Source organism: Xenorhabdus eapokensis (assembly GCF_001908105.1).
Genome location: NZ_MKGQ01000003.1, coordinates 1 through 23,820 on the forward strand (window position 1 = coordinate 1; position 23,820 = coordinate 23,820).

At 42.4% G+C, this 23,820-nt stretch carries 18 protein-coding genes; 9 read left to right on the forward strand and 9 right to left on the reverse strand.

What is annotated here, in order from left to right:
* Nucleotides 1–314 precede the first annotated feature (314 nt).
* Nucleotides 315–1,130 carry a BPSS1780 family membrane protein gene (locus tag Xedl_RS38710; protein ID WP_074022507.1) on the forward strand — a complete coding sequence of 272 codons (816 nt, stop codon included), beginning with the start codon at nucleotides 315–317 and terminating at the stop codon, nucleotides 1,128–1,130.
* A 69-nt stretch (nucleotides 1,131–1,199) separates the two neighbouring features.
* On the opposite strand, the gene serS is transcribed toward Xedl_RS38710, so the two are convergent.
* The 5 genes from serS to lrp form a co-directional block, all read right to left on the reverse strand.
* Nucleotides 1,200–2,489, reverse strand: a complete 1,290-nt coding sequence (gene serS / locus Xedl_RS38705; RefSeq protein WP_074022506.1) for a serine--tRNA ligase — start codon at nucleotides 2,487–2,489, stop codon at nucleotides 1,200–1,202.
* 90 nt (nucleotides 2,490–2,579) lie between these two features.
* A complete protein-coding gene (locus Xedl_RS38700; protein ID WP_074022505.1) occupies nucleotides 2,580–3,923 on the reverse strand; it encodes a replication-associated recombination protein A in 1,344 nt (447 codons plus the stop codon).
* Between the two features lie 7 nt (nucleotides 3,924–3,930).
* Nucleotides 3,931–4,542: an outer membrane lipoprotein periplasmic chaperone LolA gene (gene lolA, locus Xedl_RS38695; RefSeq protein ID WP_074022504.1), complete on the reverse strand. Its 612-nt coding sequence runs from the start codon at nucleotides 4,540–4,542 to the stop codon at nucleotides 3,931–3,933.
* Between the two features lie 72 nt (nucleotides 4,543–4,614).
* The gene (locus Xedl_RS38690; protein WP_074022503.1) at nucleotides 4,615–7,833 is read right to left on the reverse strand and encodes a DNA translocase FtsK 4TM domain-containing protein; all 3,219 of its coding nucleotides are present in this window, start codon (nucleotides 7,831–7,833) and stop codon (nucleotides 4,615–4,617) included.
* Nucleotides 7,834–7,965: 132 nt separating this feature from the next.
* Entirely contained in the window at nucleotides 7,966–8,460 is a 495-nt protein-coding gene (gene lrp / locus Xedl_RS38685) for a leucine-responsive transcriptional regulator Lrp (RefSeq protein ID WP_004256338.1), read from the reverse strand.
* Nucleotides 8,461–9,311: 851 nt separating this feature from the next.
* Here lrp and trxB point away from each other — a divergent pair.
* The 5 genes from trxB to infA all read left to right on the forward strand — a co-directional run bounded on the left by trxB (nucleotide 9,312) and on the right by infA (nucleotide 15,007).
* The gene (gene trxB / locus Xedl_RS38680; RefSeq protein ID WP_074022502.1) at nucleotides 9,312–10,271 is read left to right on the forward strand and encodes a thioredoxin-disulfide reductase; all 960 of its coding nucleotides are present in this window, start codon (nucleotides 9,312–9,314) and stop codon (nucleotides 10,269–10,271) included.
* Nucleotides 10,272–10,374: 103 nt separating this feature from the next.
* The gene (cydD, locus tag Xedl_RS38675; protein ID WP_074022501.1) at nucleotides 10,375–12,144 is read left to right on the forward strand and encodes a heme ABC transporter permease/ATP-binding protein CydD; all 1,770 of its coding nucleotides are present in this window, start codon (nucleotides 10,375–10,377) and stop codon (nucleotides 12,142–12,144) included.
* A 2-nt stretch (nucleotides 12,145–12,146) separates the two neighbouring features.
* Nucleotides 12,147–13,922, forward strand: coding sequence for a heme ABC transporter ATP-binding protein/permease CydC (cydC, locus tag Xedl_RS38670; protein ID WP_074022500.1), 1,776 nt, complete (start codon nucleotides 12,147–12,149; stop codon nucleotides 13,920–13,922).
* A gap of 8 nt (nucleotides 13,923–13,930) precedes the next feature.
* On the forward strand, nucleotides 13,931–14,617 hold the full coding sequence (gene aat, locus Xedl_RS38665; protein WP_074022499.1) for a leucyl/phenylalanyl-tRNA--protein transferase: 687 nt from the start codon (nucleotides 13,931–13,933) through the stop codon (nucleotides 14,615–14,617).
* 168 nt (nucleotides 14,618–14,785) lie between these two features.
* A complete protein-coding gene (infA, locus tag Xedl_RS38660; protein ID WP_074022498.1) occupies nucleotides 14,786–15,007 on the forward strand; it encodes a translation initiation factor IF-1 in 222 nt (73 codons plus the stop codon).
* A 108-nt stretch (nucleotides 15,008–15,115) separates the two neighbouring features.
* On the opposite strand, the gene clpA is transcribed toward infA, so the two are convergent.
* Together clpA and clpS are read right to left on the reverse strand one after the other, a co-directional pair.
* Nucleotides 15,116–17,401, reverse strand: a complete 2,286-nt coding sequence (gene clpA, locus Xedl_RS38655; RefSeq protein ID WP_074022497.1) for an ATP-dependent Clp protease ATP-binding subunit ClpA — start codon at nucleotides 17,399–17,401, stop codon at nucleotides 15,116–15,118.
* Between the two features lie 32 nt (nucleotides 17,402–17,433).
* Nucleotides 17,434–17,754 carry an ATP-dependent Clp protease adapter ClpS gene (gene clpS, locus Xedl_RS38650; RefSeq protein WP_074022496.1) on the reverse strand — a complete coding sequence of 107 codons (321 nt, stop codon included), beginning with the start codon at nucleotides 17,752–17,754 and terminating at the stop codon, nucleotides 17,434–17,436.
* Nucleotides 17,755–18,079: 325 nt separating this feature from the next.
* Between clpS and cspD the strand changes: the two genes are divergently transcribed.
* Nucleotides 18,080–18,307, forward strand: a complete 228-nt coding sequence (gene cspD, locus Xedl_RS38645) for a cold shock-like protein CspD (RefSeq protein WP_074022495.1) — start codon at nucleotides 18,080–18,082, stop codon at nucleotides 18,305–18,307.
* Between the two features lie 64 nt (nucleotides 18,308–18,371).
* On the opposite strand, the gene macB is transcribed toward cspD, so the two are convergent.
* The gene (gene macB / locus Xedl_RS38640; RefSeq protein WP_074022494.1) at nucleotides 18,372–20,330 is read right to left on the reverse strand and encodes a macrolide ABC transporter ATP-binding protein/permease MacB; all 1,959 of its coding nucleotides are present in this window, start codon (nucleotides 20,328–20,330) and stop codon (nucleotides 18,372–18,374) included.
* A gap of 2 nt (nucleotides 20,331–20,332) precedes the next feature.
* Nucleotides 20,333–21,478 carry a macrolide transporter subunit MacA gene (macA, locus tag Xedl_RS38635; RefSeq protein WP_074022493.1) on the reverse strand — a complete coding sequence of 382 codons (1,146 nt, stop codon included), beginning with the start codon at nucleotides 21,476–21,478 and terminating at the stop codon, nucleotides 20,333–20,335.
* Between the two features lie 417 nt (nucleotides 21,479–21,895).
* On the opposite strand from macA, the gene Xedl_RS38630 reads away from it, so the two are divergent.
* Nucleotides 21,896–22,798, forward strand: a complete 903-nt coding sequence (locus tag Xedl_RS38630; RefSeq protein ID WP_074022492.1) for a LysO family transporter — start codon at nucleotides 21,896–21,898, stop codon at nucleotides 22,796–22,798.
* A 235-nt stretch (nucleotides 22,799–23,033) separates the two neighbouring features.
* Nucleotides 23,034–23,762, forward strand: coding sequence for an arginine ABC transporter ATP-binding protein ArtP (gene artP / locus Xedl_RS38625; RefSeq protein ID WP_074022491.1), 729 nt, complete (start codon nucleotides 23,034–23,036; stop codon nucleotides 23,760–23,762).
* Nucleotides 23,763–23,820: the final 58 nt, after the last annotated feature.

Genomic DNA, 23,820 nt, shown 5'->3' on the forward strand with positions numbered 1-23,820 from the left:
TGGTTCAGACAGTGTGATATTCGATTTCATAAGAACAGGCAATAAGTCATCTGATTACCGATTATAACACCAATGCAGATAGTTTATCTGATCAACTTATCAGGCTGGATATACCTAATATGATCAAAATAAATCTTACATATTCATTATTACCGATAAAAACATCTCTTTATCTACCGATAAGGATCAAAATCAACACTTGTTGATTAATAATTTTTATATGATAATCCCTCTGTTTTCTATAACGATTTGTGTCAATAAAATAGAAAAAATCAATTCAGTAATTGCTATTCAATAAAATAAATCGGAAAAATATGGATACTCAAGATATGAATCTCAATTCAGGAGAGAACAGCGTCTCTCTGAGCAAGGAAAAAGATACATTCATTCCAGATGGTCGTGCTGCGGGAGCTGGGGCGGCAACAGAGTGGATTGGTAATGCATGGGAAATGTTTAAAGCAAAACCACTGAAATGGATACTGTTATATTTAATCTATTTCGTTATCATTGCAATTTTACAATTCATCCCTATCATCAGTATTGCCACGATTCTGTTTAGTTCAGTATTTATTGCTGGATTTATTGCTGCCAGTGAAAAACAGCGAACAACCGGTGATTTTGAAATAGAATTACTTTTCCATGGGTTTAAGAATAAACTTGGCTCATTAGTGGCTGTTGGCGGGCTTGTCATTGGCATATATATACTTGGTGCCATTGCTGCTGTCATACTTGGTGGAACAAGCCTAATTCAAGTATTATTGGCAGGACAGGAATCAGACCCAATGCTAGTAATGGGTGGTTTTTCTACTTTAATGCTGGCAATATTGGTTATATTCTTCTTTGGCATTGTTGCCCTTGCATTTAGTTGGTTTGCTCCTGCTCTGATTATCATTAATGATTTAAAATTTGGTGAAGCAATATCAATGAGTTTAAGTGCAGTAAGAAAAAATCTATTCGGTGGTTTCCTGTTTTTCTTATTGACGGGTCTTCTGATGTTTATTTCCGCAATTCCACTTGGTTTAGGTTTGATTGTTACTTTACCTATGTATATGGCAACCTATTATACAACTTATCGCAGCATTTTTTATGCTACAGAAACCCAAGAAACAAAATCTCACTTAATCAATTAAATATTTTCAATAGATATTTATATGTAAAAAGCGCCATATTCGGCGCTTTTTTATTAAAAAAATATGGTATTAACCAATATATTCCAATCCATTCATATAAGGACGCAATATTTCTGGGATTTCAATACGGCCATCTGCTTGCTGATAATTTTCCATCACGGCAACCAAAGTACGACCTACCGCAAGACCAGAACCATTCAGTGTATGTACCAACTGAGTTTTCTTGTCATCTTTACCACGGAAACGCGCTTGCATACGGCGAGCCTGAAAATCCCACATGTTGGAACAAGAGGATATTTCACGATAAGTATTTTGCGCTGGTAACCAAACTTCCAGATCGTAAGTTTTTCTTGCGCTTGCTCCCATGTCACCCGTGCACAGCAGCATCTTACGGTAAGGAAGATTCAGTAACTGTAATACCTTCTCAGCGTGTCCAGTCAGTTCCTCCAATGCTTCCATGGATTTTTCCGGATGAACAACCTGAACCAATTCAACCTTATCAAACTGGTGCATACGGATAAGGCCACGGGTATCACGACCATAAGAACCCGCCTCAGAACGGAAGCAAGGGGTATGTGCCGTCATCTTCAATGGTAACGCGCTTTCATCCAGAATTTCATCACGAACTAAGTTAGTGACCGGAACTTCCGCAGTTGGGATCAGCGCATAATGACTGCCAGATTCTTCTTCCAATGGTCTGGTATGGAACAGATCTTCACCAAACTTAGGTAACTGCCCCGTACCATATAAAGAATCATGGTTAACCAGATAAGGGACGTAAGTTTCCAGATAACCATGCTGCTCTGTATGCAGATCCAGCATGAACTGGGTGATAGCACGGTGCAGACGAGCGATCTGCCCTTTCATTACTACGAAACGCGAGCCAGTCAGTTTAACCGCAGCAGCAAAATCAAGGCCGCCAGTCAGTTCACCCAGTGATACATGGTCTTTGATTTCAAAGTCATATTGGCGTGGTTCACCCCAACGACTAATTTCCAGATTATCACTGTCATCTTTTCCGTCCGGAGAAGAATCATCTGGGATATTCGGCATACTTAATGCAAGATTACGGATCTCAGCCTGCAACGTTTCCAGTTCAGCTTTTGCTGAATCCAGTTTTTCTCCCAACTGATTCACTTCCTGACGCAGTGGTTCAATATCTTCACCACGGGCTTTCGCTGCACCAATAGCCTTCGATCGGGAATTACGTTCTGCTTGCAGGGTTTCAGTTTCAACTTGTAAAACTTTGCGGCGCTCTTCTAGTTTGCGCAGCATCTCCACATCAAGGGTATAACCCCTGCGAGCCAGTTTTTCGGCGACTGCGTCTAGCTCATTACGCAGTATATTTGGATCGAGCATGCTAGTCCTGTGCTTGTTGTTATTGAAAAAACTACAGCTAAGAGCTGTCGTTTGAAATTGTTAGATATAAACCTTACCGTATCAAGAAAATTAACGATAGCGTTTTGTTGGGCTATTTTGATCCTGTTCCATTAGCCAGTTTAACTTTTCACCTATCTTACTTTCCAGCCCTCTGGCAGTCGGGTAATAATAACGTGCTTGTTGCATTTCTGGTGGAAAATAGACTTCGCCGGCTGCATATGCGTTAGTTTCATCATGAGCGTAGCGGTACTCTTCACCAAACCCGATTTCTTTCATTAATTTAGTCGGAGCATTACGCAAATGGGCAGGAACATCATAATCCGGTTTGTTTTGTGCATCCGCCATAGCTGCTTTGAATGCGGTATAAACAGCATTACTTTTCGGTGCACATGCAAGATAGACAATCGCCTGTGCGATCGCCCTTTCTCCTTCAGCCGCTCCTACACGCGTAAAACAATCCCATGCTGCAATAGCTATCTGCATTCCGCGTGGATCAGCATTACCCACATCCTCAGAAGCAATTGCCAGTAACCGACGGGCAACATAAAGAGGATCACCGCCTGCGGTAATAATTCGGGCGTACCAATAAAGTGCTGCATCAGGTGCTGAACCGCGGATTGATTTATGCAGTGCAGAAATTAAATCGTAATATCGATCACCTTGATTATCAAACCTGGCACTCCTTTCCCCACTCACTTCTTTCAGTAATTCCGGCGTCAAAATCCGTTGCCCTTGCGCATCGGTTTCTGCCATGTCCGACATCATCTCCAGCAAATTCAGTGAACGGCGTGCATCTCCCGCCACAAGCTCTGCTATCATTTGACGAGTATTGTCCGGTAAGACGATATTTTGCCCACCAATGCCACGCTCTGTATCGTTCATGGCCTGAATAAGAACCTGTTCAATTTCTGCCGTCGAAAGTGATTTCAATAAATAGACACGAGCCCGTGACAATAAGGCCGAATTTAATTCGAAGGAGGGATTTTCAGTGGTTGCACCAATAAATGTGATCGTACCATCTTCAATATGTGGCAAGAACGCATCCTGCTGGCTCTTATTGAATCGATGAACCTCATCAACAAATGAAATAGTTCTGCGCCCTACATTACGATTTTGTCGTGCTTTTTCTATGGATTCACGAATTTCTTTTATGCCAGAAGTGACTGCCGAAATACGCTCAATATCAGCTTGTGCATAATAACCAATAATTTCAGCTAGTGTTGTTTTTCCTGTTCCGGGCGGTCCCCATAAAATCATGGAATGAAGGTGACCAGCCCGGATGGCTCGCGGCAAAGGCTTTCCTTCCGCCAGTAAGTGCTGTTGGCCAATATACTGATCTAATGTGACTGGCCGCATTCTTGCGGCCAGTGGCTGAAATTCATTTTGTGAAAAATCGAGCGAAAGATTGTTCACTTAAACCTCACTGGCGTTGATCGTCCAGCGTGACCCCTGCCGGTACGGTAAATTTAAATTTTGCCGCATCCACGTTTACATTTTGCTGCCCTTTCAATTGGTAAGCACTTTTTTGCCCATCCTGTTCAACGGCAGTAAATTTTTGGATTGTTCCTTCTGGTGTCACGGTAATTGAAAAATGTTTTAAATTGCCATTGCTATTATGGGGAGTCAGCTCGAAATTATTACCGTTTTGCATAACCTTGTACTGTTTCCAGTCGGCAGGATCATTGCGTGCAATCAGCATAAATGGCGTATTTCCCGTCGCTTCTTTTAACCAATTTGCCGTCACCTGTTCAACAAAAGGATTATAAAACCACAGCGTCTTGCCATCAGAAACCAAAACACTCTCATCAGGTGACGTCATATGCCAGTTAAACAAATTTGGGCGTTTGATCCAAAGCTCTCCCTCTCCTTGTTGGACTGTTGAACCATCATTGCTAGTTACTGTTTGAGTAAAACTAGCATGAAAACTATTCACCTTTCCTAAACGCCCTTGCAGATCCTGCGTTGCATTAGCCCAAGCAGAACCTATGCTCACACCCATCATCAGACAACCAATCAACATCAGTTTTTTCATGTGCAAGATACCTTCAATTCGTTTTCTTATCCGCCATCAATTGTCGATACTGTTTACATTTCACGGCGATAATTAATGTTCATGTGACGGAGGTGCTAAAACTTCACGATTACCATTATGCCCAGGTGCACTCACTATCTGTTGTGCTTCCATTTGTTCGACAATCCGGGCTGCTCGGTTATATCCAATCCGGAATTGACGTTGCACACCCGAAATAGAAACGCGACGTTTTTCAACCACAAATTCAACCGCCTGATCAAACAGGGGATCTAGCTCTTCGTCGCTATCAAATCCCATACCGCCTTCACCGTCTTCTCCTCCTTTGACAATACTGTCTATATATTGAGGACGACCACGGGCTTTCCAGTCATTCACCACTTCATGCACTTCTTGATCGCGCACGAATGCACCATGAACACGTACAGGAATGGAGGAATTTGGCGCCAAATAAAGCATGTCTCCCATACCAAGCAATGATTCCGCGCCACCTTGATCAAGAATGGTACGGGAATCTATTTTACTGGATACTGTAAATGCAATACGTGTCGGAATATTTGCCTTAATCAGTCCGGTAATAATATCAACAGAAGGACGCTGGGTTGCCAATACTAAGTGGATACCTGCTGCTCGTGCTTTCTGAGCCAAACGGGCAATTAATTCTTCCACCTTTTTCCCCACTGTCATCATTAAGTCGGCAAACTCATCAACCATGACAACAATATACGGCTCTTTTTTCAGCATAGGATGCGTTGTATCCATGCTATCACCTGGCTTCCAGAACGGATCAGGGATCGGCCGCCCCATATTTTCGGCTTGCTTGATCTTGTCGTTATAGCCCGCAAGGTTACGCACACCTAGAGCTGACATCAGCTTATAGCGTCGCTCCATTTCATTTACGCACCAACGCAATGCATTGGCGGCATCTTTCATATCGGTGACAACTTCAGTCAATAAGTGCGGAATGCCTTCATAAACCGATAATTCAAGCATTTTAGGGTCAATCATAATAAAGCGCACATCCTCTGGTTTCGCTTTATACAGAATACTGAGGATCATCGCATTGACCCCTACCGATTTACCCGAACCTGTCGTTCCTGCTACCAATAAATGAGGCATCTTACCCAGATCAGCCACAACCGGCTGCCCTGCAATGTCTTTTCCTAAGACGATAGTTAACGGTGAAGGGTTATCACGGAATTTCTCACAGTCCAAAACTTCCCGCAGGTAAACCGTTTGGCGTTTTTTATTGGGTAATTCCAAACCAACATAAGGTCTTCCCGGAATAACTTCCACGATACGGACGGCTACCGCTGAAAGCGAGCGAGCGAGGTCACGTGATAAGTTAGAGATACGCGAAGCTTTCACTCCAGGAGCTAAATCCAATTCAAATCGTGTAATGACAGGCCCTGGAGAAAATCCAACAACATCTGCTTTAACACGATAATCGTTCAAACGCGCTTCAATTAAACGCGAAGTTTGCTCAAGCGCAAACATGTCAACCGGTTCTTCTTCCGCCGGTGGTTCAGCCAAAAGATCCAAAGAAGGCATCGGCGTCGTTGGTTTTGGCAATGGCTGATCATTACGTCTCAAAAATGGATGGAACAGGCTATCTTGCTGCGGTTGCTGCACAAAAGTAGGCTGATTCCTCGATTCGTGAGAATCAAGAGTGATTGCTGTATTTTTGTCCTGAATTTGTTGAGCCGGTGGCTCTGTTGGCATAACAAATTCCGTCGGCTCAGGTTGATTCAGGTGGTAACGTTCACGTTGCTGTTGCTCAAACGCTATCCTCAACGCTTCTTCCTGTGCTTTTTGTTCATCTACTGGCTGTTCGCCTATAGTTTGTCCATCTGCACTATTTTTCGTCAACTCATCAGCTACTGTTGGTTGCTTATCTATCAGCGTACTGTCTTCACGAGACTCTGACTCTCTGTTTCCTTCTTCTAGATCAGCACCATAGCGCTCACGTTGCTGTTCGAGGAATTGCTGACGCAACATGTCTTGCTGTTGGGCATCCATTCGCTGTTCGTTAGCTTCTGCAATTAACTCATTCTGCCTCTCTTTTTCTTTCCGTTGCATGTGTTCTGCCAAACGGTGAGAAGGCACTTTGATACCATACAATTCGCGACGTGTTGGGATCCTGACAGGATTAGGGCGCGGCATTTCAGGACCAATACCTTGTTTAACCTGTGGATTCTTCGCCATAACAGCAGAGCTCACAATATCCGCTGCCGTATTTTTCAAATTGGCATTATCAGTTGCAGGAAGCGTAAATATATCGGTGACATCATCTTGTGAATGCGCACTCGTACCAGCAGAACTGTTTGTGGATAGATTTGAAATAACCTGAGAAAAATCATCTGATTGTGGATGTGTGTCTGATTGGTCATCATCCGGTAATTCAAAAGAATAGCGAACAGGCTCCTGCTCCTGAGGTTGATCAAATGCTGGAGCAGTCGGAGAATCTGACGCAGGTTGTAACGCGGGATCTGTATTAGCTAATTCGGCTAATGTTGGGGCTGTCAGTAATACATCGTCTGCGTCTGGTGTTTCAGTTGCAACCGCAGATTTAACCATTTCATGTTTGTCTGCATGTTCTGCGTGTTCTTGTTCACTGGCTGAACGTTCGGAAACTAACGCACTCTCTAAATCATTTTCGTCACATTCAGCATCATGACGGCCACGATTGATGACAAAACTCAGTGAATCCAAAATAACTGCGCCAATTTTTTCTGCAATCGCAAGCCATGACCAACCTGTAAACAGTGTGAATCCAACGGCCCAAATGCCAAGCAGTGCCAATGTTGCCCCCAGGATGTTGAACCACGGTAGAATCGCATTGCTGAATAAATTGCCAATGACTCCGCCAGCAGCAAAATCATTTAAATCATCAATATTGAGTGCAGCCAAACCACATGATGTCAGTATCAGAGCTAAAGCACCAATAACGCGTAATGCAAGTGTGAAGAAATCAATGTACTCTTGCCTATCTTTCTGACGGAAAGCATTCCAACACCCTAACAACATAAATGGCGGGACTGCATAGGCAAGAATACCAAATGCCGAGAATAGTATGTCAGATAACCAGGCACCAACACTGCCCCCCCAATTATGGACGGGTTCATGCCATGATGTCTGTGACCAACTGGGATCAGATGGATTGAAGCTGATAAGCGCTACTATTAAATACACAGCACAGATAGCAATAACCAACAGAACGGCTTCCAGAAGCCGGCGGCCACTGCTTATCTTCTTTAACTTAACACGTTTGTCTTCTGTATATTCCTGGTTCAAGAAAGGCTCTCCAGGTTTTTCTGTTGATTAAATGGAACAACGCTGAGGGTAGCTCAGCGTTGAAACTGTATGCATAAACAGGAGTGTACCTAAGTTTTTTCTGTTTTGCATCTGTACATTTTAGATGAAAGCTTAACGAGTCTTAATCACCAAGCGGTTACTCTGTTTCACTTCTTCCATCACAACATAAGTACGGGTGTCGTTAACACCTGGAAGACGCAACAAAGTTTCGCCGAGCAACTTACGATATGCAGACATATCTGGTACACGTGTTTTCAGCAAGTAGTCAAAATCACCAGAAACTAAATGACACTCTTGGATTTCTTCTAGTTTCTGAACAGCAGTATTAAATTGTTCAAATACATCTGCTGCACCGCGGTTCAACGTAATTTCAACAAATACCAGCAATGATGCATCCAAATAATGAGGATTCAGCAAAGCCGTATAGCCAGAGATAAAGCCCTGACGCTCTAAGCGACGTACACGTTCCAGACAAGGTGTTGGTGACAAACCAACTCTTTTGGATAACTCCACATTAGAAATACGGCCATCTTTTTGCAACTCATTAAGGATATTACGATCTATACGATCAAGATCTTTTCCTGGACGCTTCTTATTATCTATCATCTTATTGCTCTCTCTTTATATTCCTACACCTAAAACATTTTCCCTATCTCTTTCAAGCTGTTGAGCTGGAAAAGATGTCTTCAAAGGTTAAAACTCAATCTGTAACCAAGGTTTAAGGACTACTACAACTTCTAGAAACAATCTCCCAGAATACAATTTCCCAGACTGCAATCTCCCAGAATTCGATTAATTTTCCCTTTGACTTTCCAAGTTGCTGCTATGTTCGCTGTGCTCACTCACCCCAATCACTCAGTTACTCATATGTCAGCCACTCATCATTCATACTAGTTTCTATGCGCTTGAGGTTTTGTTCCCTTATCGCCGCACTACAACTTGAAATCCATTAGGAATACGACACGATTTACCAGAACACTGTCTCTCAGAAACATCATTTCCCAGAACACTATTTCTCAAGATATTAGCACCAAAAACACTAGGTTTTTCAGAAACAGCTTAACGGCAATTTTTATATTCTATGAGAAAATCACTCACACTAATTTATCCATTTTATAGAAACAATTGATTAGCAGAAGAGATAATTATCTCTTACACTGATGTTTTCGCAAATGCACAGCCGATTGTCAAAGTAAATGAACAAAAATCAGAACAACCTGCCAAACAAATTTTCAGTAAATCGTTTCGATAGCTTATTTCGTGTCTCATATGTATAAATGATGTTCAATTCAGGAAGTTAAACAATCATCTCTTACAATACGATTACATCATAGTTACTATCTATCGGTAAAATCGTTAATAACATGAATATTTTATCTGATAATTGCTTTTTTTAACTTATTATTTCTCCTACAATCCCTAAATCTGCAATATGTGATAGGAAAAATGAGGTATCCATGAGCACAGCCAAACACAGTAAACTTATCATTCTTGGTTCAGGCCCTGCTGGTTATACCGCTGCTGTGTATGCAGCCCGCGCTAACCTAAATCCTGTCCTCATTACTGGGGTTGAAAAAGGCGGCCAATTGACCACCACGACTGAGGTTGAAAACTGGCCCGGTGATCCTGAAGGGCTGACTGGCCCAAGTTTAATGGAGCGAATGTTCCAGCACGCCGAAAAATTTCAAACAGAAATCATTTCTGACCATATTCAGAAAGTTGATTTCTCAAATAGACCATTCCGTTTATTTGGTGATGATCAGGAATATACCTGTGATGCTTTAATTATCGCGACAGGTGCTTCAGCCCGTTATCTCGGATTGCCTTCCGAGGAAGCTTTCAAAGGTCGTGGGGTATCTGCCTGTGCAACCTGTGATGGTTTTTTCTATCGCAAACAAAAAGTTGCTGTAGTTGGTGGGGGGAATACTGCCGTTGAAGAAGCTCTGTATTTGGCGAACATCGCCTCTGAAGTACATTTGATTCACCGTCGTGATACTTTCCGTTCAGAGAAAATCCTGATTGATCGTCTGATGGAAAAAGTGAAGAACGGTAATATCATTCTGCATACTGATCGTACGTTGGATGAAGTACTGGGTGATGATATGGGTGTTACCGGCATTCGCATTCGTGATACGAAAAGTGACAGCACTGAAGAACTGGGTGTTACCGGCGTTTTCATTGCCATCGGCCATAGTCCAAATACGGGCATCTTTGATGACCAGCTAGAGCTGGAAAACGGATATATCAAAGTCCAATCTGGCTTACATGGTAATGCTACCCAAACGTCTATTCCTGGTATCTTTGCCGCCGGAGATGTTATGGATCATGTGTATCGCCAAGCTATCACCTCAGCAGGTACAGGCTGTATGGCTGCACTGGATGCTGAACGTTTCCTTGACGGATTGGCAACCAAATAATCTATCTTTCCCCAAGGCGCTATTTCGATAGCGCTTTTTAACAGGTAACATACAACCTGGTTTGATATTCCGTATCATCACCCCCTAATCAGAAATTTTTCTTATGGACAAAACAAGACAATCTGAACTTGTTCGATGGCTGAAGCAGCAAACTGCTCCTGCCCGTCGGTGGCTTCGTTTATCAATGCTACTTGGCTTAATCAGTGGATTGCTGATTATTTCTCAGGCCTGGCTCTTGGCGACAATCCTCCAGGCTCTGATTATGGACAATGTTCCCCGTGAAAATCTGATCGACCAATTTCTAATGTTGGCCGCTACTTTTACATTACGAGCGATTGTCAATGCTGTTCGGGAGCGAATCGGGTTTATTTGTGGCAAAATTGTACGTCAACAAATTCGCAATATGGTACTGGATAAACTCGAACAATTAGGTCCAGTGTGGGTTAAGGGAAAACCCGCAGGAAGTTGGGCGACCATTATCCTGGAGCAGATAGAAGACATGCAAGATTTCTACTCTCGCTATTTACCTCAAATTACTCTTGCGACAATGATCCCTATCTTAATTCTGATTACTGTGTTTCCAATTAATTGGGCCGCAGGATTGATTTTATTTGTCACCGCTCCATTGATTCCTCTGTTTATGGCTTTGGTCGGGTTAGGAGCCGCAGATGCCAATCGGCGCAATTTTGTTGCTCTCAGCCGATTAAGCGGTAATTTTCTCGATCGTTTACGGGGTTTGGAAACTTTGCGCCTGTTTCATCGAGGGGATGCGGAAGTTGAACAAATCGCGGAGTCAACAGAAAACTTTCGTCGTAGGACGATGGAAGTTCTGCGCATGGCATTCCTATCTTCAGCAGTTTTAGAATTTTTTGCTGCAATTTCCATTGCTGTTGTTGCTGTTTATTTTGGTTTTTCCTATTTGGGCGAATTGCACTTTGGTAGCTATGGCATCGGTGTTACGTTGTTTGCAGGTTTCCTCGCGTTAATCCTCGCACCTGAGTTTTTTCAACCACTGCGCGATTTAGGTACGTTTTATCACGCCAAAGCCCAGGCAGTCGGAGCGGCAGAATCGCTCTTCACCTTACTTAGCAGCGATGGAGAACAGGTCGCAAATCGCGGTGAGAAAACACTATCAGATAAAGAACCCGTAACCATTGAAGCCTGCGGCCTGGAAATTATGTCCCACGATGGACATCGTCTTGCCGGTCCTTTGAATTTTACCATTGATAAACGTCAGCGAATTGCTCTGGTTGGAAAAAGTGGTGCGGGCAAAAGTTCGTTGATCAATGTATTGCTGGGATTCTTGCCTTATCAGGGTTCCTTAAAAATCAATGGTATTGAGTTGCGTGAACTCAATCTCACCAAATGGCGCGAACATTTAAGCTGGGTTGGGCAAAACCCACACCTGCCAGAACAAACAGTGCTCGATAATATTCGTCTTGGTCAATATGACGCAACGCAAGAGCAAATCAATGATGTGATGGAACGGGCTTATGTCAGTGAGTTTATTAACGACCTTCCAGATGGAATCAATACGGTGATAGGTGACAACGCTGCTCGTCTGTCTGTTGGACAAGCCCAACGTATTGCGGTAGCACGAGCGTTGTTAAATCCTTGCCAATTATTGCTATTGGATGAACCAGCCGCTAGCCTTGATGCCCATAGCGAACAGCGTGTGATGATGGCTTTAAATCAAGCATCACATCAACAAACCACATTATTGGTCACTCACTTGTTAGAAGAAACGCTATCGTATGACCAGATTTGGGTAATGGAAAACGGATTGCTTATTGAGCAAGGTGATTATCAAACTTTAAGCCAGTCTCAAAGTGTATTTTCTCGTTTATTGTCTCACCGTAGTGTGGAGCTTTAATCATGCGTGTATTACTCCCATTTCTCGCACTCTATCGTCGCCATTGGTTTCTCATTAGCTTAGGTATGGTATTGGCAATTGTGACACTACTAGCCAGTATTGGGTTGCTAACACTCTCTGGTTGGTTCCTGGCTGGTACCGCCCTGGCAGGGTTCGCAGGGTTATATACATTCAACTATATGCTGCCAGCCGCCGGTGTTCGCGGTGCGGCCATTTTTCGCACGGCTGGACGTTATGGTGAACGGCTTGTCAGCCATGATGCAACATTCCGGGTATTAGCACATTTACGTGTTTTCGCATTTCAAAAAATACTGCCCCTTTCTCCGGGAGGCATTGCTCGTTTTCGTCAAGGTGAGTTGTTAAATAGGCTTGTTGCGGATGTGGAAACACTGGATCACCTGTATCTGCGCGTTATTTCCCCTGTTCTCGCCGCATTCGTCGTCATTCTCGCTCTGACATTCGGCCTGGGCTTGCTTGATATCACCCTCGCTTATACTATTGGCGGTATTATGTTAGGACTGCTGCTGATATTACCTTGCGTGTTTTACCACGCAGGAAAACCTTATGGCAGAAACATGACCCAACAACGCGGTCAGTATCGTACATTACTGACCAGCGCCTTGCAGGGGCAAGCTGAGTTAAGCGTATTTGGTGCACTCAAGCGCTTCCGTCAATCCATGACTGAGATTGAAAATAACTGGCTAAAAAACCAGCAAAAACAAGCCAGTTTAACCGGACTCTCACAAGCCATTATGATTTTTTCCACTGGTATTACAGTAACGCTGATTTTGTGGTTGGCTGCGGCAGGGGTGGGAGAAACAGGTGTAGGAGAAAATAGTCAAGCGGGCGCATTAATAGCACTGTTTACATTCTGCACCCTTGCTGCGTTCGAAGCACTTGGGCCAGTCACAGTGGCATTCCAGCACATGGGGCAAGTCATTGCATCTGCAACTCGAGTTTCTCAGTTGATGCACCAAAAACCGGAAGTCACCTTCCCTTCTCATGGACCGCAAGCAAATGACAAGCTCAGTCTTGAAATAAAAAATGTTGATTTCACCTACCCTGACCAGCCACAGCCAGTATTGAAAAATATATCTCTATCTCTGACATCCGGCGAACATATTGCTTTACTGGGGAAAACAGGATGTGGTAAATCAACACTTTTGCAATTATTAACACGTGCCTGGGACGTCAATAGCGGTGAGATTCAACTCAATCAGCACCCGATCTCCCACTATGATGAGTCAACATTACGTTCAATGATGTCTATCGTTCCGCAGCGGATACATATCTTTAGCCATACCTTGCGTGAAAATCTCTTATTGGCAAAACCAGATGCTCATGACGATGAATTAACAACCGTACTGCAACAAGTAGGTTTAGGGTACTTGCTAGACACTGATAAAAAGCTAAACTGTTGGATGGGTGAGGGAGGGCGTCAGCTTTCCGGTGGAGAACAGCGTCGCTTGGGTATTGCCAGAGCATTGTTGCACAATGCCCCTTTAATGCTATTGGATGAACCCACTGAAGGACTTGATGCAGATACAGAACAACAAATTCTGTCGCTGCTACACCGTAGTTGTCAGCATAAAGCGTTGATTATCGTTACCCATCGACTTACAGGCTTGCAACACATGGATCGGATTTGCGTTATGGATGGAGGACGCATTATCGAGCAAGGGAAGCACAATGCGCTACTCGCTCAACAAGGGCGTTACTATCAATTTTATCAGCGACAACAGTTTTATCAGCTACAGAGCTATTCTGAGCAAAGGTGATGCAACTTATGTCGATAGCTCAATTGGGTAACTCATACGAATTTCCCCACCCTACCAATGCACTCGTTGATCCTAATGGTTTATTGGCATTTGGAGGAGATCTAAGTGCAGAACGTTTACGAGTAGCGTATCATGAGGGGATTTTTCCGTGGTATTCGCCTGATGAACCGCCTTTATGGTGGTCTCCCGATCCCAGGGCCGTGTTAATTCCAGGAGAATTGCATATTGGCCGAACACTACGTCGATTTATTCGCAAACATATTTACCAAATTACGGTAAACTATGCCTTTGATGAAGTGATATATAATTGCGCCCAACGACAAGAAGGCACCTGGATTGGAACCGATGTTCAAAAAGGTTATCAAACTTTACATAAAGAAGGTTTAGCTCATTCAATTGAAGTCTGGCATGACTACCAACTTGTGGGTGGTTTATACGGCGTTTGTGTCGGTACACTATTTTGCGGTGAATCGATGTTTAGCAAAATGGAGAATGCTTCCAAGTGCGCTTTTGTCGCATTCTATCACCATTTTTTGCGTTATGGTGGTCAGCTATTTGATTGTCAGGTACTAAATCACCATACAGAATCATTGGGTGCTAAAAATATTCCGAGAGAAAAGTTTCTCCAGTATCTTTATCAATTAAGAAAGCAGCCATTGCAATCAGGTTGCTGGTCTGTACAAAAGCTGGATTGATAATTATCTCTTAGAAATAAATGCTGTTCATGGTGGGATGTCATCATTAGCCATCATATTATCGCGTGTAAAATGATGACTTAAAATACGACATTCCTTTACATAATGATGGTTTTTCGGCATTATCTTGCCGGTTAAAAACTATGGTTGTTACATTTAGAGGATTAGATGGCCAAAGAAGACACTAATTTTGAAATGCAAGGTACTGTTTTAGAAACACTGCCAAATACCGTGTTTCGCGTTGAATTAGACAACGGGCACACTGTCACTGCTCATATCTCAGGAAAAATGCGTAAAAACTATATCCGCATCCTGACAGGAGACACAGTTACAGTTGAGCTAACTACATATGATCCGGAAAAAGGACGCATCACTTTCCGTAGCCGCTGATTAAGAGCCCTTAACACCACAGGTGAGCATATTTTTTCAGAATTCACCTGTGGTGTGGCTGCGACTAATTTTTACTACCTGTCAATTACCAGCTTCTATCATTTATACCTATAACACGGCATCTTCCGATCTCTTTTTATTTGATTTTTGAGCGCTCTTAAAGTCATATACCAATGTCTGTTTAGCTTTATCAAGTTTAATCTTGACTGAGCCTCCATGCACCAAAGAACCAAATAACAACTCATTCGCCAGTGGTTTTTTAAGATTGTCCTGGATTACACGCGCCATAGGACGTGCACCCATCGCCTTATCATAACCTTTGTCACATAACCATTGACGGGCATCTGCACTGACTTCCAGAGAAACACCTTTTTCATCCAGTTGGGCTTGTAACTCGACGATAAATTTATCAACAACTTGCTGAATAACTTCAGCAGAGAGCGCATCAAACCAGATGATGCTATCAAGGCGATTGCGGAATTCAGGTGTAAAAATCCGTTTTATCTCTTCCATGCCATCCGTACTATTATCCTGCTCCGTGAACCCAATAGATTTACGCTGTATTTCACGTACCCCTGCATTGGTTGTCATCACCAAAATAACATTGCGGAAATCCGCCTTACGACCATTATTGTCGGTCAACGTGCCATTATCCATAACCTGTAACAGCAGGTTAAATACATCAGGATGCGCTTTTTCAATCTCATCCAATAATAGTACAGAATGAGGATGTTTGATGATCGCATCGGTCAATAATCCTCCCTGATCATACCCAACATAACCCGGAGGAGCACCGATTAAACGGCTGACAGTATGTCGTTCCATATACTCTGACATATCAAATCGCAATAATTTGACATTCAATACCTTGGCAAGTTGGACTGTGACTTCTGTTTTTCCCACTCCCGTAGGCCCTGCAAACAAGAAAGATCCTACTGGCCTATAATCCTGTCCCAATCCAGCACGGCTCATTCTAATGGCTTCTGTCAAAGCAGCAATCGCTTTGTCTTGACCAAAGACCAACATTTTCAAACGCTCATCCAGTGTTTTCAATACATCTTTATCACTGGCTGACACCGTTTTTTCTGGAATACGGGCTATGCGAGCAACAACAGTCTCAATATCGGCAACATTAATAGTCTTCTTACGGCGGCTAACTGGCACTAACCGGGTTCTTGCACCAGCCTCATCAATGACATCAATGGCTTTATCCGGTAAATGACGATCGGTAATGTACTTCACAGATAACTCCACTGCGGCTCGAATGGCCTTCGCTGTATAACGAACGTCATGGTGTGCTTCATATTTAGCACGCAGCCCATTGATAATTTGTACCGTTTCTTCCGAAGAAGGCTCAAGAATGTCAATTTTTTGGAATCGGCGAGCCAAAGCCCGATCTTTTTCAAAAATATTGCTAAATTCGTGGTAAGTCGTTGAGCCAATTACCCGTATACGCCCACTGGACAACAGCGGTTTAATAAGATTAGCTGCGTCCACCTGCCCACCAGAAGCAGCACCCGCTCCAATAATAGTATGGATTTCGTCAATAAAGAGAATGCTTTTACTGTCCTGTTCCAATGTTTTTAACAAAGACTTGAAGCGCTTCTCAAAATCGCCGCGATATTTTGTCCCTGCCAGCAACGAGCCAATATCCAGAGAATAGATAGTACAATTCTGCATCACTTCGGGCACATTCTTCTGCACGATACACCATGCAAGCCCCTCAGCAATAGCTGTCTTACCAACGCCCGATTCTCCAACAAACAGAGGATTATTCTTGCGGCGACGACAGAGTACCTGAATTGCTCTTTCCAACTCATTCTGACGGCCGACAAGCGGATCAATTTGCCCTTTCTGTGCCAATTGGTTCAGATTGGTCGTGAAATTTTCCAATCGATCTTCACTAATTACCGGCTCTTCTGGAACCGGATTGATACTGTGGTGGGTATCATTATCTGATTCATCTTTACGGGTTCCATGAGAGATGAAATTCACAACATCCAAACGACTGACGTCGTGTTTACGCAGTAAATAAGCAGCCTGAGATTCCTGTTCGCTAAAAATGGCAACTAACACATTCGCCCCAGAAACTTCCGAACGCCCCGAAGATTGAACATGAAATACCGCGCGTTGCAAAACACGCTGAAAACTTAATGTAGGTTGTGTATCCCTGTCATCATTCTCAGATAACAACGGGGTCGTTTGTGCAATAAAACTTTCTAATTCCTGGCGTAACATCGCCAAGTCGACTTTACAAGCCTCCAATGCTTCTCGCGCTGATGTGTTACTTAACAACGCCAGCAACAGGTGCTCTACAGTCATAAATTCATGTCTGTTATCCCTTGCTTTGGCAAAAGCAATATTGAGACTAAGCTCCAGTTCTTGATTGAGCATAAGCACCTCCTCCCAAATTTAAGTAAGCCAGATCAGACCTTTTCCAGCGTGCAAAGTAACGGATGCTCGTGCTCTTTAGCATACATGTTCACTTGCGCAGCTTTAGTTTCTGCGACCTCTGCCGTATAAATTCCGCAAACAGCTTTCCCTTTGTAATGGATATCCAGCATTAGTTGCGTTGCTCGTTCAACATCATAAGAAAAGAACTTTCGCAATACGTCAACTACAAACTCCATAGGGGTATAATCGTCATTGTTAAGAATAACCATATACATTGATGGTGGTTGTAGTTTTTGTTTTGCATCATCCTCAATAAATTCTTCAACTTTCAAATCGTTATAAAACTCAGTCATTATTCTTCCGTTGGGTATTAACTGTCCGCTGGATTTTAGAATGAACTCATTCATTCTACTGCTATATATTTTATCACTTCATAAAGCACTCTGCTTATCCCTCCCTTGATTAACAGATCAGGATCTTGCCTAAAAATCAGATACCGTTATCTATATCAAACTTTGGTTATTTGAGACAGCTTGACGTTGTTTATATGCTTGACGACGTAATGAATTTCACTACAGTATATTTTATGAACACCGCATTCCGTCTGGGCGTTTGTTCATATTTTTAAATTTTTAGTGACTCCTAAACCCGAAATAGTGATACGAGGGATAGAGAAGTATGGAAACAGGCACTGTGAAATGGTTCAATAATGCAAAGGGCTTTGGATTTATTTGCCCAGCTAGCGGGGGCGAGGATATATTCGCTCACTATTCAACCATTCAGATGGATGGTTATAGGACGCTGAAGGCCGGTCAAAAAGTGAACTTTAGCGTTCATCAAGGCCCTAAGGGTAACCACGCCAGCCTCATTGTACCCCTGGAAGGTGGTTCAAAATCAAAAAAATAGTACCCCGATAAATTCGTAATTCCACGCCACAAATAGACAATAAGCTTATTTGTGGCGTGCTATTTTATTCCCTTGCCAGGGCCTCTATAGGGTCGAGGTGAGCTGCATTTCTTGCAGGCAGGAAGCCAAAGATTATCCCTATTGCCGTTGAACAACCAAATGCGATGATAAATGCAGTGATGTTATAAACGAAATTCCAGTTCGGTAACAGCAATTGCGCCATAAAAGAAAGGCTGTATGACAAAATAATCCCCAGTATCCCCCCCATTAAACAAACCAAAACAGCTTCAATAAGGAATTGCTGCATAATGTCACTGGTTCTGGCTCCTACAGCCATACGAATACCAATCTCTCTTGTACGCTCGGTAACTGATACCAACATGATATTCATGACACCAATTCCTCCGACAACCAAGGATATTACCGCAACTAACGTTAAAAATATTTGCAGCGTCCGGGTTGTTTTATCCATTATCTTAATGGTGTTATTCATGTTATAAGTGTGAAGGTCTTTTTTACCATGACGAAATATCAGTAATTGATTAAGTTTTTCTTCCGCTGCATTGGACTCATAGCCATCTTTCAACCTGACATCAATCGAATTCAGATAGCTTTGATTCATCAAACGGCTATTCATCGTACTGTAAGGCACCCAAACTTGTAATGTATCACTACTGCCATAAAGATTTAGCCCTTTAGCAATGACACCAATCACCGTCAAGGGCATATTTGTTAACAGTAACTTTTTGCCTATCACATTATTCTGGTAAGGAAAGAACTTCTTACGTGTATTCTCATCAATGATAACCACTTGAGACTTACTCTCAATCATCTCTGGAGTAAAAGGAATGCCCTGAGAAAACGTCATAGCATACACCTGAAAAAAATCACTACCTACCCCTGATATTTGTGCTTTAGCATCTATATTGCCTTGACGCAAACGTCCGCTATTCACAAATTCGGGGGAAACAGCCCGAACATAGGACTGAGATTTTATTGCCGGAATATCAGTCAGTTTCAGTGCCTGCATATCCAAAGCATTATCACTGCCAAAATCTCCGCCCGGATAAATCGTTATAGAGTTAGTGGCAATAGATTTAATATTTGATAGCACCTTTGATTTTGCCGCATCACCAATTACTAAAATTGTGACGACAGAAGCAATGCCTATTATAATTCCAAGCATTGTCAGCAGAGTACGTAGCTTATTCACATTCATGGCGCGCCATGCCATTAATAAAGCTTCATTAAAACGTCCCCAGATTTGTTGTACTGAAGAAGTTTTTACCTTGACAGTGGTATCTACAGAAGAAGAGGTATGGGGTAATGTTTGATGTTCAGAAGAACGCACCTCACTCATGACACATCCATCTTTAATTTCAATCACTCGTTGAGCCTGTGCCGCAATATTGGGATCGTGAGTAACAATTACGACCGTATGTCCCCGTTGACAGAGCTTCTTCAAGATATCTAGCATTTCCTGGCCGGAAGTACTATCCAATGCCCCTGTCGGTTCATCTGCCAGAATGACCTGACCACCATTCATGAGTGCTCTGGCAATACTGACCCGTTGTTGCTGCCCACCTGAAAGCTGACTTGGTCGATAGTTAATCCGATTTTCCAATCCAAGGCTCTTTAGCAATTCAATCGCTCGCTTACGACGTTGTATTTTGGAAATACCGGAATAAATTGCCGGGATCTCAACATTTTGTTCAGCGGTTAAATGAGTCAATAAATGGTAGCGCTGAAAAATGAACCCAAAATATTCCCTGCGTAACTCTGCCAACTGATCACTATCTAAGTCAGCAATATTTCTTCCTGCAACCCAATATTCTCCACTGCTAGGTTTATCCAAGCAGCCAAGTACATTCATTAAAGTAGACTTACCTGAACCGGAAGCACCAACAATAGCCACCATTTCTCCGGCCTGTATAGATAAAGAAATATTATCCAGAACAGTGACTTGACTTTCTCCAGCCAGATAACTACGGCTAACGCCTTTGAGTTCCAGTAACGTACTCATTATTACTCCTCTACGCTACTATCGCTGCGACTAGTGATTACCCGTTCGCCTTCCTTCAATCCAGAGAGCACCTGAACATTAGCGTTATCAAAAGCGCCTATCGTGATGTTACGTTTTTCTGCTTTGCCATTATGCAAAACACTCACTTCATATTGTGTAGAAGGTAAATATTGAGTTGAAGACGTATCTTGTTGAGACGATATTTCCAAAGCTGAAATTGGGATCATCAATACATTATGCAGAGCCTGAAGCTCCACTTTTACTTGAGCAGTCATCTGCAAACGCAATATATGTTTAGGATTAGGGACTTCAAAGCGAGCATAGTAGAAAATAGCGTTATTCACCGCTTGCGGTGTTGGTAGAATATCTTTCAGGACGCTATGAAATTGTCGGCCTGGTGCTCCTAAAATGGTGAATGAGACTTTCTGGCCGGGCGCTAAATTGATGACATCAGCTTCCGATACTTCTGCATTAACAATCATGGTATCGAGATTTGCCAGTGTCAGAATGGTCGGCGCTTGCTGTGCAGCAATCACGGTTTGTCCCTGGAGTGTTTTAATATCTGCCACAATGCCCTCTATTGGGGCAATAATTCGGGTATATTGCAAATTCGTTTTTGCCGTATCAAGTTTGGCCTTATTTTGCTTAATTTGCGCTGCCAAATCGTCAGCTCTGGCTGCCTTAGACTGCATATCTGTTATGTTGGAGTCCAATTCTTGATGAGATATTAAATGTAATTTAAATAAATGTTTCACGCGATTTACTTTGAGCTGTGCAAGTTTTAATTCAGCTTGTGCCCCACGAAGGTTAGCCTCCAGTGATTTTGCAGTTTCCTGAATTTCTGCCACGGTGTTCTTTGCTGTCTGTGGATCAATTAATGCCAGTAATTGACCTTGTTTAACCTTATCCCCCAATTTCACATAGAGCTCTTTCAATTGACCACTAACCTGAGCTCCTACATCAACTTTACTGACTGCATCCAATTTACCTACCGCCAGAACATTTCTACCGAAATCTCCCTTTATCACGGCACTTGTCTGATATGTAATAGGTTTTTGTGAATAGAAGAAATGGTACCATACAAAGACAATAGCGATGAGAACAAGCCCAGTCCCAATCCAGCGATATTTGGTAAAAAAAAGTTTCATCAACAAATACCTACTATTAAAATATGTTATCTAATTACTTTACCTGCACTTTACTGTAGAAAATATAAACAAACCCTATCAACGAAAGATTTTTGATAAGAAAATTTTCTGATAGCTCTCCTTTAAAAAACCAATATAAAACCAATATAAATGCAGGTAGCCCAAATTACGTTAAATTGACTCTCCCTCTCGCTAACCAATTGCATTCCTGGAGTGATAGAAATCAAGCTCATTAAAACGATAGCGTTCCATTCTATCGGAGATTAAAAATGCGTTGAGTTTCAGTATGTTTCCCTTTATGCTGCTTGTTATTTTAATGTAAACTTTTTGTTTCGGTATATTTTATGATCTTTGTAACCCGTTTTCGTTATTAAGATTAGATAAGAAGATGTTTTTTATTGGATAAGGATGTGGAACATGTATTCAGGATTATTAATTATTCTCCTGCCTTTGGCTCTGGGCTACCTTATTCATCTGAATAATAAATCAACGCTAACTCTCGTGCATCAGCTACTCAATGTTATGGTCTACATCATTCTCATTCTGATGGGGATCAGCCTTGCGATGCTGGAAAACCTGGGCAATCATTTACTTTCCATCTTGCTGTATGCAACAACGTTTTTCCTGTGCATTTTTATAATTAATATGCTAGCGCTTTTCCTTCTGGATAAACGAGATCCGTGGATTATTAATACACATAAACAGGAAAAACCTCCTTCCCGATTACACATGGCTCTGGATTCCGTCAAATTATGTGGTGCGTTAGTATTGGGATTTCTGATTGGATTAACAGGCTGGTCAGGGTTCCATTTTTCCAGACAAGCCAGCGAAATTGCCCTGATTTTTTTACTCTTTCTAGTTGGAATTCAATTGCGCAATAACGGCATGAACCTCAAGCAAACACTACTGAATCGCCGTGGTACGATTATCGCTATCGTGGTTGCTGTGAGTTCTCTGTTGGGTGGTGTACTGGCGGCATTTTTACTGGGATTACCGACCAAAACAGGCCTTGCCATTGCATCAGGATACGGTTGGTATTCCCTCTCCGGTATTTTAATTTCCGATGCTTACGGGCCTGTATTTGGTAGTACGGCATTTTTCAATGATTTAGCGCGTGAATTGGCGTCTATCATGCTTATTCCCATGCTAATAAATCGCTACCGTTCAACCGCATTGGGTTTAACAGGAGCAGCTTCAATTGACTTCACCTTACCAATCTTACAACGTTGTGGTGGTATCAGTATTGTGCCAGCAGCCATCGTTCATGGTTTTATATTGAGTTTATTAACCCCGTTATTCATCGCATTGTTTACCCAATAAAAACCATCCAGGTTTAGTGCGTAAACTGAATAAAAAAAAATTTTCGATATAAAAATTAATCTATCCAACTAATATAAAGAGCAAAAAAAGATCTAAAAAATGCCGACAAATTGATTGGTTAACTTATTAAGTTGTATTAAGTTGATTAAAATAACAATTTTATGCAGATGTAATTGCATAGTTATGCTTATGAGACTAATATCGCATCAATCAATTAACTATTCATATTTTTCACATGGGCATTCAATTAAAAAACATAAATTGCTTCTATGGTTCACACCAGGCTCTCTTCGATATCAATTTTGAATGTAACTCAGGAGAAACTGTGGTGTTGCTGGGACCCAGTGGGGCTGGAAAAAGCTCTTTGCTGCGTGTGTTGAATTTACTGGAGATGCCTCGTTCTGGGCTACTCAATGTGGTAACGCACCAATTTGATTTCGAACAACAACCTAATTACAAAGAAATTCTCGCATTGCGCCAAAAAGTTGGCATGGTCTTCCAGCAATACAATCTATGGCCACACTTGACCGTGATGGATAACTTGATTGAAGCACCTTGCCGAGTATTAAAGCAATCCAAACAACAAGCACGGGAAAAAGCAGCAAAACTCCTTTCCCGACTTCGTTTGGAGCAATTCACCAACCGTTTTCCACTGCATCTTTCCGGTGGACAACAGCAACGGGTTGCTATTGCACGTGCATTAATGATGGAACCTCAGATTCTATTGTTTGATGAACCTACCGCTGCACTCGATCCCGAAATCACAGCCCAAGTTATTGATATTATAAAAGAGCTGGCAGGAACCGGTATCACTCAGGTTATAGTGACTCATGAAGTGGAATTTGCTCGCAAAACCGCAAGCCAGGTTGTATATATGGAGCAGGGACGCATTATCGAAAAAGGTGATACCACGCATTTTATGCGTCCTCAAACAGAATCCTTTGCTCACTATTTATCACACTGAAATTTATCACACTGAAATTTATCGCACTGAAACACCATACTGGATCTATAAACTTTTT